Source organism: Candidatus Binataceae bacterium, from assembly GCA_035508495.1.
In the GTDB taxonomy this organism is placed as follows: domain Bacteria; phylum Desulfobacterota; class Binatia; order Binatales; family Binataceae; genus JASHPB01.
The window spans coordinates 18685-32874 of the sequence record DATJMX010000042.1; the positions used below are offsets into that span (position 1 = coordinate 18685).

The 14190-nt window shown below is 61.9% G+C and carries 14 protein-coding genes; 9 read left to right on the top strand and 5 right to left on the bottom strand.

Translation table 11 applies throughout. The annotated features are described in order from the left end of the window. Positions 1 to 3: 3 nt before the first annotated feature. Positions 4 to 483, bottom strand: a complete 480-nt coding sequence (locus tag VMA09_14450) for a hypothetical protein (protein HUA34805.1) — start codon at positions 481 to 483, stop codon at positions 4 to 6. 295 nt (positions 484 to 778) lie between these two features. Between VMA09_14450 and VMA09_14455 the strand changes: the two genes are divergently transcribed. The 5 genes from VMA09_14455 to VMA09_14475 all read left to right on the top strand — a co-directional run bounded on the left by VMA09_14455 (position 779) and on the right by VMA09_14475 (position 4568). Continuing rightward, complete coding sequence (locus VMA09_14455) at positions 779 to 1531, top strand: YebC/PmpR family DNA-binding transcriptional regulator (GenBank protein ID HUA34806.1); 753 nt, start codon at positions 779 to 781, stop codon at positions 1529 to 1531. Positions 1532 to 1563: 32 nt separating this feature from the next. Further along, positions 1564 to 2097, top strand: a complete 534-nt coding sequence (gene ruvC / locus VMA09_14460) for a crossover junction endodeoxyribonuclease RuvC (GenBank protein HUA34807.1) — start codon at positions 1564 to 1566, stop codon at positions 2095 to 2097. Then, positions 2094 to 2729: a Holliday junction branch migration protein RuvA gene (gene ruvA / locus VMA09_14465; protein HUA34808.1), complete on the top strand. Its 636-nt coding sequence runs from the start codon at positions 2094 to 2096 to the stop codon at positions 2727 to 2729. Before ruvC ends, ruvA begins: the two co-directional genes overlap by 4 nt. After that, entirely contained in the window at positions 2716 to 3777 is a 1062-nt protein-coding gene (ruvB, locus tag VMA09_14470) for a Holliday junction branch migration DNA helicase RuvB (protein HUA34809.1), read from the top strand. Before ruvA ends, ruvB begins: the two co-directional genes overlap by 14 nt. Positions 3778 to 3857: 80 nt before the next feature. Further along, positions 3858 to 4568 carry a type 1 glutamine amidotransferase gene (locus VMA09_14475; GenBank protein ID HUA34810.1) on the top strand — a complete coding sequence of 237 codons (711 nt, stop codon included), beginning with the start codon at positions 3858 to 3860 and terminating at the stop codon, positions 4566 to 4568. An 83-nt stretch (positions 4569 to 4651) separates the two neighbouring features. Here the strand turns inward: VMA09_14475 and VMA09_14480 are convergent, their stop codons facing one another. After that, complete coding sequence (locus VMA09_14480; protein HUA34811.1) at positions 4652 to 5359, bottom strand: OmpA family protein; 708 nt, start codon at positions 5357 to 5359, stop codon at positions 4652 to 4654. Positions 5360 to 5534: 175 nt separating this feature from the next. Further along, positions 5535 to 6749 (bottom strand): acyl-CoA dehydrogenase family protein, encoded by a 1215-nt coding sequence (locus VMA09_14485; GenBank protein HUA34812.1) that lies wholly within the window; start codon positions 6747 to 6749, stop codon positions 5535 to 5537. A gap of 193 nt (positions 6750 to 6942) precedes the next feature. On the opposite strand from VMA09_14485, the gene icd reads away from it, so the two are divergent. The 4 genes from icd (at position 6943) to VMA09_14505 (ending at position 12529) form a co-directional block, all read left to right on the top strand. Beyond that, positions 6943 to 8190 (top strand): NADP-dependent isocitrate dehydrogenase, encoded by a 1248-nt coding sequence (gene icd, locus VMA09_14490; GenBank protein ID HUA34813.1) that lies wholly within the window; start codon positions 6943 to 6945, stop codon positions 8188 to 8190. 441 nt (positions 8191 to 8631) lie between these two features. Continuing rightward, positions 8632 to 10170, top strand: a complete 1539-nt coding sequence (locus tag VMA09_14495) for a right-handed parallel beta-helix repeat-containing protein (protein ID HUA34814.1) — start codon at positions 8632 to 8634, stop codon at positions 10168 to 10170. A 176-nt stretch (positions 10171 to 10346) separates the two neighbouring features. Further along, positions 10347 to 11249 carry an ATP-binding cassette domain-containing protein gene (locus tag VMA09_14500; protein ID HUA34815.1) on the top strand — a complete coding sequence of 301 codons (903 nt, stop codon included), beginning with the start codon at positions 10347 to 10349 and terminating at the stop codon, positions 11247 to 11249. Then, a complete protein-coding gene (locus VMA09_14505; GenBank protein ID HUA34816.1) occupies positions 11246 to 12529 on the top strand; it encodes an ABC transporter permease in 1284 nt (427 codons plus the stop codon). The genes VMA09_14500 and VMA09_14505 overlap by 4 nt, the downstream gene beginning before the upstream one ends. A gap of 65 nt (positions 12530 to 12594) precedes the next feature. On the opposite strand, the gene VMA09_14510 is transcribed toward VMA09_14505, so the two are convergent. Next, positions 12595 to 12954, bottom strand: a complete 360-nt coding sequence (locus VMA09_14510) for a hypothetical protein (protein HUA34817.1) — start codon at positions 12952 to 12954, stop codon at positions 12595 to 12597. Positions 12955 to 13356: 402 nt separating this feature from the next. Then, positions 13357 to 14190, bottom strand: an 834-nt coding sequence (locus VMA09_14515) for a hypothetical protein (GenBank protein HUA34818.1), incomplete at its 5' end; no start/stop codon positions are given.

A 14190-nucleotide genomic window follows, 5' to 3' on the forward strand; every position in this document is an offset into this window, starting at 1 on the left:
CAATCAGTGCGACGGCCAGAGATTCGAGGGGTCGGGCCCGACGCGATGTTTGAGCACCGTCGATGGACCTTCAGAGGGGGGTCCTTCCGATAGCGTGGAAGCCGTCGACGGGGTTCTGCGACTGTAGTCGGGGCGATGCGTGACCGTGGCTTCCGCGAGAATTTCCTTCAGCATTCGCGACTCGTCGGTGCCACGCGAGATGCAATCGACGTCCGTCGCGGGGCGCAGTGGCACCTTCACGGGGCTGTTATAGGACACCGCTACCTCGACCATCGTATGCTCCCGGCCGTGCGGCTTGATAAGAAAATTGTACACCGAAGTTGAGTTAGCCTCGGGCAGGGCGGCGTACTCGCCGGCGATACTCTTGATCGTCCCGCAATCCGCCTGCTGAAGCGTAAAGCGCGGTCCGGATGCTTCGAGGCTGAAGTGATTGGGATCGGCGACATCGATTCTGAGGCCGTCGCGCCGCGCAACTTTGTTCACGAGGTCCCAGGTCAAATCGAACGGTAGCGGGACTAGCGTTCGTTCCTGCTCGTCCGCGGGCGGGACCGTTGTCGGAGGATAAAAGCATCCCGCGCAGAGCGCGAGAAGAACCGCCAGCACAGCCAATTTCGGCCACAACTTCGTCATTCCGGCTGGCCATGATAGCAAAACCGTCACTTGGAACAGCGGCCGGGAGCGCATCAGCCAGCGTCGCAGGACAGTGTTCCAACTTCACGGGAAGTTTGTGATAATCGGCTGACGGGCCCCGTCAGAGGGCCTCTTGAGAGTATTATCCATGTCAGGTCATTCAAAGTGGAGTTCGATCAAGCATAAGAAGGCGGCGCGCGACGCCAAGCGCGGCAAGGTCTTCACCAAGCTTATCAAGGAAATCACGATCGCGGCGCGCCTCGGCGGCGGCGATATCAACGCCAATCCGCGCCTGCGCACGGCGGTGCTGACGGCGCGGGCGCAGTCGATGCCCAACGACAACATAGATCGCGCGATCAAAAAGGGCACCGGCGAGCTCGGCGGCGGCCAGCTCGAGGAAGTTACCTACGAAGGCTACGGCCCCGGTGGCGTTGCGATCACTGCTGACATTTTCACCGACAATCGAAATCGCACCGTCGCGGAAATCCGCTTCATATTTGGCCGTCACGGCGGCAACATGGGTGAAACCGGATGCGTCGGCTGGATGTTCAAGAAGCGCGGCGTTATCGCGATCGAAAAATCCGCCGCCGATGAGGACAAGCTGATCGAGCTCGCGCTCGAAGCCGGCGCCGACGACGTCACCAGCGACAGTGACACTTACCAGGTGATGAGCGCGCCCGAGAATTTCAACGCGGTGCGCGACGCGATCGAAAAAGCCGGCATCGCGATGCTGAGCGCGGAAGTTGCGCGCGTCCCCGAAAACACGGTCGCAGTTTCCGGTCATACTGCGGAGCAGGTTCTGAAGCTGATGGAAGAACTCGAAGAGCACGACGACGTGCAGAGCGTTGCGGCCAACTTCGACATCAGCGACGAAGACATTGCGCAGTTCTCGGCCGCCTGAACCCGCGGCGCGAGGGCTGGTGGAGGTGGGGTATGCGGGTACTCGGGGTGGACCCCGGGAGCGTTATTTGCGGCTACGGTCTGGTCGAGGGCCGCTTGGGCCACCATTCCTTCATCGCGGCAGGAGCCATTCGGACCGCATCGCTTGAGCGGGGCCCCGCGCGGCTGCGCCGCATCCACGAAGAGCTGCTTCGAATTATCGACGAATACGCGCCAGGCGCGCTCGCGCTCGAGCGCCACTTCATTGCTGCTAACGTGCAGAGCGCGTTTCGCCTCGGCGAGGCGCGCGCGATGGCGCTCTTGGCGGCCGCGGAGCGCGATCTCGATCTGTGCGAGTATCCGCCCAATCAGGTGAAGCTGGCTGTCGCAGGCCACGGCCATGCCGACAAGGAGCAGGTGAAATACATGGTGCGGCGCGCGCTCGCGCTCGACTCGGAGTATCAACTGACGAACGACGCGGCAGATGCGCTCGCGGTCGCGCTCTGTCATCTCGGCAGCTCGCGGCCCGCGATGCTGATTGATGGCGTCGTCCGCAATCGCGTTGCGACTCCCAGGGTGACGCGATGATCGCGACGCTTGCCGGCACGCTCGCGGTGCGCGATTCGCAGCGAATCGTGGTCGAGACCGGCGGCGTCGGCTACGAGGTTTTCATCCCGCTCAGCACTTACTACAAGCTGCCCGGAGCCGGCGAGCCCGTGCGACTCGAGATTCGCCAGGTCGTGCGCGAAGACGCGCTCATGCTTTATGGCTTCATGGAAGCCGGCGAGAAGCGATCGTTCGACCTTCTGATGCAGGTGCAGCATGTTGGACCGAAGCTCGCGCTTGCGATCCTGTCGGTGCTCGCACCGGAGGAACTGGTTGCGGCGATCTCGCGCGAGGACGTCGAGCGAATCGACGCGGTGCCGGGCGTCGGGCCAAAGGTGGCTGAGCGCGTGGTGCGCGAGCTGCGCGACAAGGTGGGAGACTTGAAGCTCGCTGGTGCCGCTCCATCCGCAACGAATGGCGCTGCACGTCCCGCTGCTCCTGCTTCAGGCGGCGGCCTCGTTGACGATGCCGTCTCCGCGCTCGTCAACCTGGGCCTCAAGCCGATCGAAGCACGCAAGACGGTGGAAAAAGTTGTGGCCGAAGACGCGGCGGCTAAAAACAATCTTGAAATTGCGATAAGAAAGTCGCTGGCGGTGCTGTTTGGCGAGAAGTGACGACATCGACGAGGCCTTTCCGCCCGAGCAATCGCGTCCCGACGCCGAGCGCGTCGTATCGCGCAAGCCGGCGGACGAGGAAGAGAAAGTCGATCACGCGCTGCGTCCGCGTGCGCTGAACGAATTCGTCGGCCAGGATCGTCTCAAGCAAATCCTTGGGATGTCGATCGCAGCGGCGCGCGGCCGCGGCGAAGTGCTCGACCATCAGTTGTTCTCCGGCCCGCCCGGACTCGGCAAGACTTCGCTCGCGCATATCATTGCGCGCGAGCTCGGCGTCAATGTCCATGTGACCTCGGGGCCCGCGATCGAGCGCGCCGCCGACCTTGCCGCGCTCGTGAACAATCTCGAAAAAGGCGACATCTTGTTTATCGATGAAATCCATCGGTTGCAGAAAGTCGTCGAGGAGCGGCTCTACTCCGCGATGGAGGACTTTGAGCTGCATATCGTGGTGGGCGAGGGGATGGGTGCGCGCACGATGAAGCTCGCGGTCAAGCCGTTCACCCTGGTCGGCGCGACGACCCGCTCGGGGCTCTTGAGCTCGCCGCTGCGCGACCGCTTCGGCCATCATTCGCACCTCGACTTTTACAAGCCCGCCGAGCTGGTCGAGATCGTTCGCCGCTCGGCGCGCCTCTTGAAGATCGAGCTCGACGAGGGCGGCGCGAGCGAGATCGCCTCGCGCTCGCGCGGCACGCCGCGTATCGCGAACCGGCTCCTCAGGCGCGTGCGCGATTTTGCACAGGTCAACGAAGCGCCCGTCGTCAAGCGGGAAATCGCGCTTGGCGCACTGGAACTGCTCGAAGTCGATAGCGCAGGCTTCGACAAGATGGATCGCGCGATCCTGAGGGCGATTATCGAGAAGTTCGACGGCGGCCCGGTCGGCGTCGAAAGCCTCGCCGCCGCGGTCGGCGAGGAGACCGACACGATCGAGGAAGTCTACGAGCCATACCTGCTACAGGAAGGCTTCCTCGCCCGCACCTCGCGCGGCCGAGTTGCCACGCAGCGCGCATACACGCATCTGGGGGTAACCCGCCGCGGCTCCCTGTTCTGAGTTCTCAAGTTCCTCTCCCATAAGAGATTCGTGGTCATCATTGTGCGGCATCGTTATGATGCGCACGGAGACACTTTGCGATGGCCAAAATCTACGTCCTTCAACATCATCCTGCTGAGAACCTTGGGCGCATCGCCGATGCACTCGAAGGCGCGGCGCTGGCGTGGCAGTACGTGCGGATTCATGACGGACAGCTCGTGCCTGCCGACATGAAGGGCGCGGGCGGCCTGGTCGTGATGGGCGGGCCGATGGGTGTCTATCAGACCGAGCGCTATCCGTTCCTCAAAGACGAAATGGCGCTGATTCGTAATGCGGTCGAGCAGGGCCGCCCGGTGATGGGCATCTGCCTGGGCGCGCAAATCGTCGCGGCGGCTCTGGGCGCCAGGGTGGAGAAGAATCCGCGCGGCAAGGAAATCGGATGGTATCCGATCCAGCTCGAGGCGGCTGCTAAAGATGACCGCTTGTTTAAGGGAATCGCCGATACGGTCACGACCTTTCACTGGCACGGCGATCACTTCGATGTGCCGAAGGGCGCCGTTTCGCTCGCCACCTCGGACAAGACTCCCTGCCAGGCGTTTCGTTACGGCACGAACGTCTATGCGCTTCAATTTCATATCGAGGTGAAGCGTGAGAGCGTCGCGATGATGTCGGCGGCGTTCGCGCGCGAGCTCGAGCGCGAGAAAATCTCTTCCGATGAAATGATCGCTCGCGAAGCGGAATACGAACCGGCGATGGAGCGGCTGTCGGATACTATTTTCGGGCGCTGGGCGGCTCCGATCCAGGGAACGTAAAAACCGCGACGAGCCTGACGGCCTGTTATTAAGCCTAAGGCAAAGTGGAGGGGTGCTCGCGCGATGCGAGCACCCCTTACCGTTTATTGCTCAGGAACGAGTTCGACGCGACGGTTCTGCGCGCGGCCCTCGGCGGTATCGTTCGGCGCGACGAAGTCCGTCTTGCCGTAGCCGTGGACCATCAGCTGCGTCGCCGGAATACCCTGCTGTATCAGGTAATTCGCGACTGCACGCGAGCGCTTGTCGGACAGCTTGAGGTTGTACTCTTCGCCGCCGATCGCATCGCAATAGCCGTTTACGTCGATGACGACGCCTGGGTTGGCCTTGAGCGTGGTCGCGGCCTCGTCGAGGATCGCGGCGTCTCCCGGCCGGATGTCGTACTTGTTGAAATCAAAATGCACGCCACGCAGCACCAGCTTCTGCTTCATTGGAGGCGGAGGCGGTGGAGGCGGTGGAGGCGGCGGCGGAGGAGGCGGTGGTGCCGCGGCCTGAATCACAGGATCGCAGAGGATGTGTCCGATGAAAGCGCCAGCGATGCCGCCGCCGACACCGCCGATTACGCCGCCTGCGGCGTCGCGGCCGGTGGTATTCTCATGGCCACCCTCGCTGGCGATCGCGATGCCCACGCCGGCACCGCCGCCGACGAGCGCGCCGATAACTGCTCCGCCCAGGCCGCACATCCCCCATTGGCGGTCGGCCTGAATGTGATCGTTCCAAGCGGCGCAGCCGTTGGCGATCACGGTCAAACCGACGAGAAAGGCCAGCAGGGCAGTCCTCGATCTATGAATCATGTCTGCTCTTCCTCCCAACTACGAACGTCGAGTACGTATTTCCGCGCCTACCCCCGCGAAACTGCTGCGAAAGAAGGTTTCGGAAATGCCGAGTTATTTCAAATCGATTAAGGAGGAATTAAGGACATTTTTTGGCTTCACATATCGGCGCAAAGGCGGACTTTCGCCCCGGATGTCAGCCCTTGGGTAGCTTTAACACGCGCTCGCCAATGATGTTGTGCTGAATTTCGCTCGATCCTGCCGCGATCGTCAGCCCGCGCGCCGCCAGCGTTCGATGCATCCAGCGGCCGCCTTCGACTGAACCGGCGCTGCCGCTCTCGATACTGCCGAATGCGCCCAGCAATTCATCAGCGAACATCGCGACTCGCAGGTTGAGCTCGGTCGCGAACAACTTGCCGAAGGAGCTCTCCGGCCCCGGCACTTTGCCGCGGATTTGGGAAGTCAGCGAGCGATAGCGGCTAAGCCGAAGGCATCGCGCCTCGGCTGCGAACTGCGCCACTTTCTGCCTCACGTAGGGATGCTTATGCGCGGGCACGCCCTGGAAGTTGACCTGCCGTGACAGCTCGATCAACTCGTTGATAGTGCGCTCGACCGGATGCCGCGTGCCGCCCGAGACGCGCTCGTACATCAGGGTCGCGATCGATACCTCCCATCCGCGATTCACCTCGCCGACGAGATTTTCTTTTGGCACGCGCACGTTGTCATAGAAGACCTCGTTAAATCCCGCATCGCCGGTTATCTGCACCAGCGGCTTGATCGTGATGCCGGGAGTCTTCATGTCGACCAGCAGGTACGAGATACCCTTGTGCTTGGGCGCTTGCGGATCGGTGCGCACGAGCAGCACCTGCCAATCCGCGCGATGCGCGAGACTGGTCCACACTTTCTGCCCGTTGACGACGAACGCGTCGCCCTCGACCACGGCGCGCGTCTGCAGTCCCGCGAGATCGGAGCCGGCGTTGGGCTCCGAATATCCCTGGCACCAGATCTCCTCGCCGGTGAGCATCTTGGGCAGGTAGCGCTTCTGCTGCGCCTCGGTGCCCATCAGCCAGATCGTCGGCCCGATCCGATCAAGTGCGAGCTGGTTGGCGCCGTAGAGCGGCAGTCCAAGGCGCAGGACTTCATCCTGGTAGATCGATTGGTCGACGAGCGGAGCGCCCGCGCCCCCATATTCCTTGGGCCAGTGCAGCGCAACGAATCCAGCCTCGTGCAGCCGGCGATGGTACTCGCGGAGTTGCGCCCAGCGCTCGTCATCGCGCACGTCGAGGAGGCTCGCCGTCGATCCGCCGAGACCTTCGCCGCTCTTGCCGAAAACCTCAGCGGAATTTTTCTCCAGCCAGGCGCGAAGCGTGCTGCGGAACTGTTCCTGCTCGGGCGTGTAGCTGAAATCCATCGCGAATCGCTCCTCGTCTGATGATGCTGTAACGCGGCGCAGTATATCGCCATCCGAGCCCGGCCTGACAACGCGCGCGCCCGCGAGCGCTGGCATCCGAGCGCAGTTGCTATATGATACGGCCCAAGCAGCGCGTCGCTCTTTGACCTGATGCGGCGGCAATTTTTCCATTTAGAGGCGAGTGGCAAATCCGATGGCGTACAAGATCATCAAAGTTCCGTCCGATGGCGAGAAAATCACCCTTGGTGCGAATCAGAAGCTAAACGTTCCCGACCGGCCAATCCTCCCCTTTATCGAAGGCGACGGCACCGGGCGCGACATCTGGCGCGCCTCGCAATACGTGTTCGATCACGCGGTCGAGAAGACTTACGGCGGCAAGAAAAAGATCGCCTGGATGGAAGTGTACGCGGGCGAGAAGGCCTTCAATCAGTTCAACAACTGGCTGCCCGACGAGACGACCGAAGCGTTCAAGGAATTCCTGGTCGGGATTAAAGGCCCTCTGACGACGCCGGTCGGCGGCGGAATCCGCTCGCTCAACGTCGCGCTGCGCCAGATTCTCGATCTCTACGTATGCCTTCGCCCGGTGCGCTACTTCGACGGCGTGCCGAGCCCGGTGAAGCATCCCGAGAAGCTCGACGTCGTGATCTTCCGCGAGAACACCGAGGACATCTATGCGGGTGTCGAATGGCCCGCGGAATCGCCCGAGGCGAAGAAGGTCATCAAGTTCCTGCGCGAAGAGATGGGCGTGACGAAGATTCGTTTCCCCGAGACTTCCGGCATCGGCATCAAGCCCGTGTCGCGCGAGGGATCGGAGCGCCTCATCCGCGCCGCTCTCGATTACGCGATCAAGCACAAGCGCAAGAGCCTGACCTTCGTGCACAAGGGCAACATCATGAAGTTCACCGAGGGCGCGTTCCGCGATTGGGGCTACGCTCTCGTGAAGCGCGAATACGAGGGCAAGGCTATAGGCTGGGACGATTGCAACGGCAAGCCGCCCGCGGGGCAGCTCCTCGTGAAAGACGCGATCGCGGATATCACGCTCCAGCAGGTGCTGACGCGGCCTGACGAGTTCGACGTCGTGGCTACCATGAACCTCAACGGTGACTACCTGTCAGATGCGCTCGCGGCGCAGGTCGGCGGTATCGGAATCGCGCCGGGCGCGAACATCAACTACCTCACGGGCCACGCGATCTTCGAGGCGACCCACGGCACCGCGCCCAAGTACGCCGATCAGGACAAGGTGAACCCGGGCTCCGTGATCCTGTCGGGCGTGCTGATGTTCGAGCACATGGGCTGGCAGGAAGTCGCCGACGGCATCATCCGCGGCATGAGCAAGGCGATCGCGAACAAGACGGTAACCTACGACTTCGAGCGCCTGATGAGCGGCGCGAAGCTGCTCAAGTGCTCCGAGTTCGGCAAAGCGATCGTTGACAACATGTGATCGTAGCCAGACGAAGTTTCGAATCAAAAGGCCTCCCCAGAAATGCGGAGGCCTTTTTCTTTGCGCCGTCTCTCATCTAAAGGGCCACCATCTGCTCCGTCATCTTGAGCGGGCCGCCGCTCTCCGTCATTTCGAGCGGAGTCTGCGGAGTCGAGAAATCTTGGTGGCCCCAAAGGGGCGGTGCCAAATATCGCGCGAAGCACTTTCCTAATTTCCTGATAAGGGCGCTATCGCGCCCCCTTTCCGGTTCGAGCGCCCGATGGCCGGCGATTGTTACACCGCCTCAATCGCGATCGGTTGCGCGCGCATCCTTCAGATTCAACTGGCTGTTGGACCTTGCCGCTGATTCTGCCGCGCCGCAGCCTCTGCCACGAGCGGTTGTCCTTTTGTTAACCTGCGGTCGGACGCTGGACTACAAGATCGGGGGTGGAGCACCATGAGATGAGCCAAGCACTCTATCGCACGACCGCTGAGCGTCGGTACGTCGCCGCGTTGGCGGCGGCGATCGTCGCGATATTCTTTACCGCAGCCGTGCAGGCCCAGACGACGATCACCGTCGACAGCAGCCTCGACGACGCCATCGCAAACCATTGTACTTTGCGCGACGCGATCAACTCGGCGATTGGCATGAGCGGTATCGGCTCCTGCGGGACGGGTAGCGGACCTTTCACGATCAACTTCAGCGCGAGCGTCGATGGCCACACCATCACGCTTGGGCGCCCGTTGCCGACCATCGCCATTGGCACCAACCTGATCATCACGGGTCCGACGAACGCGCCGGGAATCACGATCGATGGCAACAATACGTTCCGGCCGTTGGACGTCGGAGGAAGTTTCGAGTCGGGCGCAACGTTGGCCCTGAACAACCTCACCATCGCTCACGGCAGAGCCCCGTCTGGCCAGGCGGGCGGCGGCGTTTTCGTGGACACGAGCGCCGCGCTGACGGTGACCAACTGCACTTTCCTCGGCAACAGCAGTTCTGATGACAGCGGCGGTGCCATCGCGGTTAACGCCCAGGGCGCAGCGACCGTGATCAACAGCACGTTTACCGGCAATAAGGCGCACGGCGGTGGCGCCATACTAAACATCGGCACTCTTACCGTGACCAACAGCACCTTTGACGGCAACAGCGCTGCGGCGACCAACGGCGGCGGCATTCTTACCGGCCTTCACGCCACGACCGACCTCAAGGGCACGATCCTGGCCGCGAACTCCGGCGACAATTGCTTGACCGTCAGGGGTACCCTCAACGACGACGGATACAATCTGAGCGACGATGACTCCTGCCATTTCAACGGCACGGGGAGCCACAATGGCGTCGCGGATTCCGATCTCAACCTGGGATCGCTGGCGGACAACGGTGGGCCGACCAAAACCATCGCGCTGCAAACCGGCAGTATCGCGATCGATGCGATGCCGCCAGCGTCTTGCACGTTTCCCTCGGGCGCGCTGAACCCCTGTACCAATCCGCCGTCGCTGACGATGTCCGACCAACTCACCTGCGACCAACGTGGGGAGGCGCGTCCCGATCCCGAGGACAGCCCCGCCGGCAACTGCGATATCGGCACCTTTGAGTCAGGTGCCGAGGCGGCGATTGATTGCAGCAATGCGGCGGCGAGCACCCCGAATCTGATCGCGATTTCGCCGCTTGGCTTTTATCCCGAGAGCGTGACCAGCGTGACCGATTCCGCCGGCCCCTTCAGCATCAGCATCACGGGCGTGAGACAGGATAAACCGGGTCCGGCCTTAATACTCTGTCCGAACGCAAAGATACTCGGTGCAACGGCGTTTGTGCGGACCAACCCCGAACCGCTGCTGGGTTCGGGCGGCCTGCTTTACAGCATCCAGTTCAAGGCTACCGATGAAGCCAGTGGCGCGAGCTGCACCGGCGCAGTTCCAGTGTGCGTGCAGGACATATTCCACCGGGGCCAGCAGTGCTCCGCCTCTGTTCCGATTTACGACGCAACAAAGTGTCCGTGAAGCAGCGCCGTCAGCAAATGATCGGGCGTTGGCGCCAGCCGCGCTTTTTCCTAGACTTCCTGAGGCGAGCGGATCACGCGACTCAGAGGCGTCCTGTCTTCGGCTGGCTGGTCCGCGTCTATCCATGGGATCCGATTCCTGGCCTCGTGTGGGCGAAGTAACTTAGAGTCAATCTAATGCCTGCGACCGTCACGCTCGAGCGAGTTACCAAATCGTATGACGGCGTCGTCGCGGTCGATGCGCTTTCGTTCTCAATTCCTTCGGGGCAGATGTTCGGGCTGCTCGGCCCTAACGGCGCGGGTAAGACCAGCACGATCCGGATGCTGGTCGGGATCACGATTCCAGACAGTGGTTCGATCGCGCTCTTTGGCAATCCGCTCGGGAGCGCCGGCTTGGCGCGTATCGGCTACCTGCCGGAAGAGCGCGGGCTCTATCGCCGGATGCGGGTGGGCGAGCAGCTGGTGTTCCTTGGCGCGCTGCGTGGCCTTTCGGCGCGCGAGACGCTCGCGCGATGCCGCAAGTGGGGGGAGCGGCTCGAGATCGCGGCGTGGTTCGAGCGCAAGGTTGACGAGCTGTCAAAGGGAATGCAGCAGAAAGTCCAGTTTATCGCGACGCTCATCAACGAGCCCGAGTTTCTGATCATGGATGAGCCCTTCACCGGTCTCGATCCGATCGCGACCAACGAGCTGAAAGATATCCTTGCTGACCTCAAGCGCGAAGGCCGCACAATTCTTTTCTCGACTCACAACATGGCGCAGGTCGAGCGCCTGTGCGATTCGATCTGCCTGATGAACCGGGGCAGGGCGCTGCTCGCAGGCGATTTGCGCGAAATCAGGTCGCGCGCGGGCAAGCGATCGATCGTCATCGAAAGCGAGGGCGGCGCGGAATTTCTCAAGGAGTGTTCGCTAGTTGCGTCGTTTCACAACTTCGGCACCTATGTCGAGATCGGCCTCAAGGACGGCAACGATCCGCAGGAGCTGCTGAGACTCGCGCTCGATCACGGCCGCGTCACGCGCTTTGAGTTGAGCGAGCCATCGCTCGAGCAGATCTTCATCGAGCTGGTGAGGATGCGCCAATGAAGCTTTTCAGGCTGCGCGCGATTTTCACAATCGCGCGGCGCGAGTTCCTCGATCGGATCCGCTCGCGATCCTTCATCGTATCGACGCTGTCGCTGCCGTTGATCATGATCGCGGTGATTGTGATCAGCGGACTCAGCGTTTCGCGGCAGGTGAAGGAAGCCCGCAGTGAAAAAAGGCGCTCGCTTCGCGTCGCGATCATCGGCGGCGACTCGCGATTGCCGCGAATGATTCAGCAATCGCTCAATCAATTCTCGATTGGCGAGTTCGCGATCGAACCCGGCCCTCCGCCATCGAGCGACACTCAGGCGCAGGTTGAGGATGAGATTCGCGCCGGAATCCTCGATGCCGCCCTGTTGCTCGACAAAGACGTGATGACAACTGGTCACGCAGAGTATCTGGCGCGCGACCAGAACGTGCGGGGCTGGCATTTCCTGGTTGGCGTTTCGCTTGCGGGCGCGCTGGCGCGACTGCGGCTCGAGGATCGCGGAGTCGCACCCGGCGATGCGATGAAAATCGTCGCACCCGTGTCGATTCAGCAAAAGGTGCTTGTGCCCGACCGATCGGCCGAAGCGCTCGACGCGTTCGGCGTTGCATTCGTCATGGCGATGGTCCTGATGTTCTCGCTGCTCACTTACGGCACGATGGTGATGCGCGCGGTGCTCGACGAAAAATCGACACGAATTCCCGAAGTGCTGCTCTGCATCGTGACGTCCGATGAACTGATGGCCGGCAAAATCGCGGGTATCGGATGCGTCGGGCTCGTGCAAATCGCGATTTGGGCGGCACTTTTCGGCGCACTCACCGAGATGGCGGTAGCCGGCAGTCCTGTAGTGCGTCAGCTCGTGAGCGGAGTGAACCTCGGCGCGGGAATGCTCCTCGCCTTCACGATTTTCTATGTGCTCGGCTACTTGTTTTACAGCGCGATGTTCGCGGCGCTGGGTGCCGCCTTCAACTCCCTGGACGAGGCGCAGCAGTGGATACTGGTGCTGCTGCTGCCGCTCCTGATTTCGACCTGGATGGTCGTCGCAGTGGCGCAAGCACCGCACTCCGCGCTCGCATTCACGATGTCGATGATACCGCTTACGTCGCCAGTGCTGATGACGACCCGAATCGCCGCGGCCAATATCCCGCTCTGGGAGATCGCGCTGTCGATCGCGATCCTCGGGGTGACCGTCGCGGTGCTGATCAGCATCTGCGCGAAGATCTACCGCGTTGGAATCCTGATGTACGGCAAGCCGCCAAACCTGCGCGAGGTCAGGCGCTGGCTACGCTACACCTGAAAAAACCAAAGGCGTGGCTTTGCGCCCGCGCCTCGTGGTCAGTATCAGTCGTCCGATTGGCACCGCTACATCGGCGGTGCGCCGATATTTAACGGAAGGAACCGGAACGATAGTGACGATGGGCGCCGCGGTGACGCACGCGGCTTGATCGAACAGGTTGAGCCCGAGTTCAGATCAGGAGGAGAGCCGGCGCTGTCGTTCCATTCGACAATCAGGTCGACCTTCTGCTGCGGCGTAGTGAGCAGTTGAGCAACGTTCGCCGGACCCTGGCTCTTCAGCTCACCAATGCCAAGCGGCCCATTGCCCACGGTCAACGTCAGGTCGCCCCCCGGCGCGCTGAGCGCCAGGTAAGGAGGCATCAATTGCATGAGCACCACATCGAAGGGGCCGAGCACGCCCTCGAAATGATAGCTGCTCGCCAGCAACGCTGGACTGTTAGTTACTTGCGCATCGGGAATAAGGAATGAGGAACTAAAGCCCGACAGGAGCCCATTGTTGGGGAGGCGGCAGTTGCCGGCGGGCTGTCAATTTCCCGTATTCGCATGCTCTCCTCCTCGGTCGCTCGAGAACGATCGTCCAGGCACGTTATGCTACATAATGTATGATTCGTTCACAAATACAAAAGCAGGACCGGCGTTGAAAAGCGTTGGCGCCGCCGCGCGCGGCCGACTCGGCGGGGACGCACAGCGACGATGCGCAGCGCAGTGGCGGGCTGTCGCGAACCGATGCCGCCAGTTACGGCATCGTTGGCTATGCGCTGGCTGCTAAATCCTAAAAGAAAAGGCGCGGCCGCTTGGCACCGCGCCTCGGTAGAGAATCACTACACGCTATTGCTTGATTGGAGCGGGGCCGACATCGATCGAGGGCAGCGGCACCGTGACGACCGTTGCGTTTACCGTCACGCAGCCAACTTCCTCCGCATTCACCAGGTCAGCCGTGAGTCCGGCCGGCGCCGAGTCGTCGGAATCGGGCTCGCTCTCGGCGTACGCGATGACCAGATCCACCGGGATCTTCAAGTTGGCCGGTGTCGGCCCGTATGGAAGCAGAGCGCTTACGTCGGTCGAGCCATCGATCTTGAGCTCGCCGATGCCGAAGGGGCCGTTGCCCACCGTCAACGTCATGTTTGCCCAGAAGCCGTCGCCCGGTGCGAACTGGGTAACATCGGTGATGAGGATGGCCTCCTGCAGTGAACCCTCGAACAGATAGGTGTTGTTCAAGAGGCCGCCGGTCTTGCGGATCTGCTCCTCGGGGATACGGTAAGGCTGGCCGGGCGCTCTGCCCAGGAGTCCACCGGCGCAGAACCCTTTCGGTTCGATACCAACATCGAGCAGGCCGCCATTGGCGATTCCGTCGTTGAGATCGGCCTGGAAATCACTGCTGGTGAACAGCGTATCGAGGTTGAGCGACGTTGTGTGAGTGAAAATCGGGTTGCCGGCGTTGCTGAGTGCAGGGCTATCGTCGTCATAAACCTCAGCAGCCTGCTGATTGATGATCTGCACGGTGCTGAGCGCGCTCGGCTTGAGATCGGTGTTGACCACGACCGCGGGCGGCTTTTCGGATTTAGCAACGCCTGCGCTAAGAGCGAGTGCGCCGAAGATCGCAGCAGCAGCGCCGGCTGCGATCGATTTTCGATGAAACTGCTTGAGCATAGACCATCCTCC

Coding starts and splice junctions, on each gene's coding strand:
- VMA09_14495 (HUA34814.1), top strand. CDS start 8,632: ATGAGCCAAGCACTCTATCGCACGACCGCTGAGCGTCGGTACGTCGCC.
- ruvA (HUA34808.1), top strand. CDS start 2,094: ATGATCGCGACGCTTGCCGGCACGCTCGCGGTGCGCGATTCGCAGCGA.
- icd (HUA34813.1), top strand. CDS start 6,943: ATGGCGTACAAGATCATCAAAGTTCCGTCCGATGGCGAGAAAATCACC.
- VMA09_14455 (HUA34806.1), top strand. CDS start 779: ATGTCAGGTCATTCAAAGTGGAGTTCGATCAAGCATAAGAAGGCGGCG.
- VMA09_14480 (HUA34811.1), bottom strand. CDS start 5,359: ATGATTCATAGATCGAGGACTGCCCTGCTGGCCTTTCTCGTCGGTTTG.
- VMA09_14475 (HUA34810.1), top strand. CDS start 3,858: ATGGCCAAAATCTACGTCCTTCAACATCATCCTGCTGAGAACCTTGGG.
- VMA09_14485 (HUA34812.1), bottom strand. CDS start 6,749: ATGGATTTCAGCTACACGCCCGAGCAGGAACAGTTCCGCAGCACGCTT.
- VMA09_14505 (HUA34816.1), top strand. CDS start 11,246: ATGAAGCTTTTCAGGCTGCGCGCGATTTTCACAATCGCGCGGCGCGAG.
- ruvC (HUA34807.1), top strand. CDS start 1,564: ATGCGGGTACTCGGGGTGGACCCCGGGAGCGTTATTTGCGGCTACGGT.
- VMA09_14500 (HUA34815.1), top strand. CDS start 10,347: ATGCCTGCGACCGTCACGCTCGAGCGAGTTACCAAATCGTATGACGGC.